The organism is Pseudonocardia sp. (assembly GCF_029263155.1).
Taxonomy (GTDB): domain Bacteria; phylum Actinomycetota; class Actinomycetes; order Mycobacteriales; family Pseudonocardiaceae; genus Pseudonocardia.
Genome location: NZ_JAJCYB010000020.1, coordinates 1 through 2,981 on the forward strand (window position 1 = coordinate 1; position 2,981 = coordinate 2,981).

The 2,981-nt window shown below is 72.0% G+C and carries 3 protein-coding genes and 1 pseudogene; 2 read left to right on the forward strand and 2 right to left on the reverse strand.

Annotated features, from left to right (window positions below):
• Positions 1 to 753, forward strand: a 753-nt coding sequence (locus Q1K26_RS03305) for a 3-hydroxyacyl-CoA dehydrogenase NAD-binding domain-containing protein (protein ID WP_300007637.1), incomplete at its 5' end; no start/stop codon positions are given.
• A 143-nt stretch (positions 754 to 896) separates the two neighbouring features.
• Positions 897 to 1,187, forward strand: a pseudogene (locus Q1K26_RS03310) (hypothetical protein); the annotation flags it as partial.
• A gap of 79 nt (positions 1,188 to 1,266) precedes the next feature.
• Here the strand turns inward: Q1K26_RS03310 and Q1K26_RS03315 are convergent.
• Together Q1K26_RS03315 and Q1K26_RS03320 are read right to left on the reverse strand one after the other, a co-directional pair.
• Complete coding sequence (locus tag Q1K26_RS03315; protein ID WP_300007638.1) at positions 1,267 to 2,556, reverse strand: hypothetical protein; 1,290 nt, start codon at positions 2,554 to 2,556, stop codon at positions 1,267 to 1,269.
• 76 nt (positions 2,557 to 2,632) lie between these two features.
• Positions 2,633 to 2,981: zinc-binding dehydrogenase (locus tag Q1K26_RS03320; protein WP_300007639.1), on the reverse strand; the 349-nt coding region annotated here is incomplete at its 5' end.

Here is a 2,981-nt window from a genome sequence, read left to right on the forward strand (position 1 = left end):
GACGGCAAGACCGAGGAGGCGCTGGGCAAGCTGCGGCGCTCCCTGGAGAAGGCCGTGGTGCGTGGCAAGATGACCGAGGCCGATCGGGACGCCGCCATCGGGCGGGTGCGCGGCACCACGTCCTTCGACGACTTCGCGGCCTGTGACCTGGTGATCGAGGCCATCGCCGAGGAGCTGGACGTCAAACGCGCCGTGTTCGAGGCGCTGGACGAGGTCTGCCGGCCCGGGGCGATCCTGGCCACCACCACGTCGTCGCTGCCGGTGATCGAGTGTGCGGCGGCCACCTCACGGCCCGGTGACGTGATCGGGCTGCACTTCTTCAACCCGGCACCGGTGATGAAGCTCGTGGAGGTGGTCAGCACCATTTCCACCTCGGCGGACGTGGTGGCCACCGCCCGGGCGCTGTGCGAGACGCTGGGCAAGAAGGCGGTGTTCTGCGGCGACCGCGCCGGATTCATCGTGAACGCGCTGCTGTTCCCCTACCTCAACGACGCGGTCAAGATGCTGGAGGCGCACTACGCCACCGCCGACGATATCGACGCGGCGATGAAGACCGGCTGCGCGCTGCCGATGGGGCCGTTCGAGCTGCTCGACGTGGTCGGCCTGGACGTGTCGCTGGCCATCGAACAGACGCTGTTCCAGGAGTTCCGCGAGGCGGCGTTCTCGCCGGCCCCCCTGCTCGAGCACCTGGTCACCGCGGGCCGGCTGGGTCGCAAGACCGGGCAGGGGTTCCGGGACTACGCCGCCCGCTAGTCCGCCGGCTCGGCGATACTGGGCCGGTGCCCCGTCGTCATCCCGACCGCAGCGGCCGTGCGGCGTCGGACGGTCGCCGTACGCGCGTTCCGCCGGCGCCGTCCCCGGCCGCGGCTGGCGGGGGTTCGGTCGGGTGGGCGCGGGCCGCCGTCGGCTGGGCCCGTACCGAAGTCGCCGACGACGGCGAGTGGCTGGTCTGCACGGTGCCCGGAGCGCGGGCGTCGAAGGTCTACCGGTGCCCGGGATGTGACCACGAGATCCGCCCGGGTGTGGCGCACCTCGTGGCCTGGTCCGCCGGCGGCGCGGGAGCGGGCGCCGGCGCAGCGGGCGGCGCGGCCGGTTCACCGCCGGGCGGCGCGGCCGATGATCGGCGGCACTGGCACACACTGTGCTGGTCGGCCAGGCTCCGCCGCCGTCCCGGGTGCCGGGTCTGATGGCTGCCGGTCACATCGCGCGGTAGGGCATCCGGCGCATCGCGCCGTGGGGCCTTCATCGGGGGATGGCCCGGCCGGGTCAGCTCTGTCGGCCGACCGGGGCCGGATTGCGCCGTCGGGGGCTCGGCCGCGGCTTGCCGCCGTTGGCTCCCGGGGTCTTTGCGTCCGTTTCGGCGGATTGCCGTTCGTCGGCTGATCCGGCATCCGGTCGGGGCGTGCTCGCGTGCGGCAGGTCGGGCCGGTCACCATGTGTGGGCGCCGCGACCGGGCGGGGTGAGGTGTGACGTCGACCGCCGGTCCGTGGTTCGGGAGTGAGTTGTGACGCCGACCCGGCCGGCTCCTCGGACCCGGAGGCCGACCCGTCGCGTGCCGGCCCCGCGGGCGTGCCGGGCTGCTCGGTGCCGGTGGTATCGGTGGAGGTGCCGGGAGTCACGGTCGGCCTCGCCAGGCCCGGCACGGCCTCGTCGAGCACCCCGCGCAACGCGGAGAGCTGGCTGCGCATCCGTTCGCGCAGCGCATCCAGCTCGGCGACCCTGACCTCGGCGGACCGGATAACGTTCCGTGCCTGGTTCTCCGCGTTTGCGATCAACTCGCCGGACTTCGCGGTCGCGTCCGCCACGAGCTGGTTGGCCCGGTCGGTGGCGGCAGAGAGCCGGGACCTCGCCTCGTTCTGGCTGCTCGCCAGGTTCTGCTCGATGGTGGCGATCGCCTCGCTGCGCCGCGCGGTCATCGCGATCCGGAAGTCCTCCTCGACCTGGGCCCGCTTCGCGTCACTCTGGTCACGCAGGTCGTTCCGGCCCGTCTCCGCGGCGATCCGCTCGCGCTCCAACTCGGCAGTGACCTCCGCGCGCAGCTTGTCGGTCTCGGCGCGGGCCTCGTCGCGCACCCGCTGGGCCTCGGCGGTGGCCTCGGCGAGCGCCCGGTCGCGCTCGAGCCGCAGGGCGGTGCGCTCGTGCTCGAGACGCAGCCGTTCCTCCTCGTTGCGCATGGGCAGCTCGGCGGCGGCTGCTTCGGCCCTGGCGATGATGTCGGCGGCCTCGGCCTCCGCGCGTCGCCGACGCTCGGCCACCTCGTCCTGGGCGAGGCGCAGCATCGACTGCAGCCGCTCGCTCATGCCCTCGACGCTCTCCGGTGGCGCGGACAGGCGCCTGAGCTGGCCCTTGAGGCGGTCTGTCTCCGCCCAGGCTACGTTCACCTGCCTGGTGAGCTGGCCGTTCTGTTCGACAGCCGCGTCCCGATCGGCGGCGAGCATCCGCAGCTGCGCATCGAGATGACGCAGATAGTCATCGACCTGGGTCGCGTCATAACCCCTGCGGCTGATGGCAAATGCGGAACCCGGCGCCGGAAGGTGATCGTCTCCAGCAGGCATGCTGCACACCGTACCTGGGGGTTGTCACACGTACGTGAGCGGCCGGTGCTCGAACGAGTGGTTCGGATCGGGCTCCTCAGACGCCCCGGAACCGGTTGATGGCATCGATATGCAGCTCACGCTTCTGCGGGTCGCGAACGCCCAGGCCCTCGGACGGCGCGAGGCACAGCACCCCGACCTTTCCCTGGTGCGCGTTGGAGTGAACGTCGTAGGCGGCCTGACCGGTGTCGGCGAGCGGGTAGACCCGCGACACCGTCGGGTGGATCTTGCCCTTGGCCACCAGTCGGTTGGCCTCCCACGCCTCGCGGTAGTTGGCGAAGTGCGAGCCGACGATCCGCTTGAGGTTCATCCACAGGTAGCGGTTGTCGAAGACGTGCTCGTAGCCGCTCGTCGAGGCGCAGGTGACGATGGTGCCGCCCTTGCGG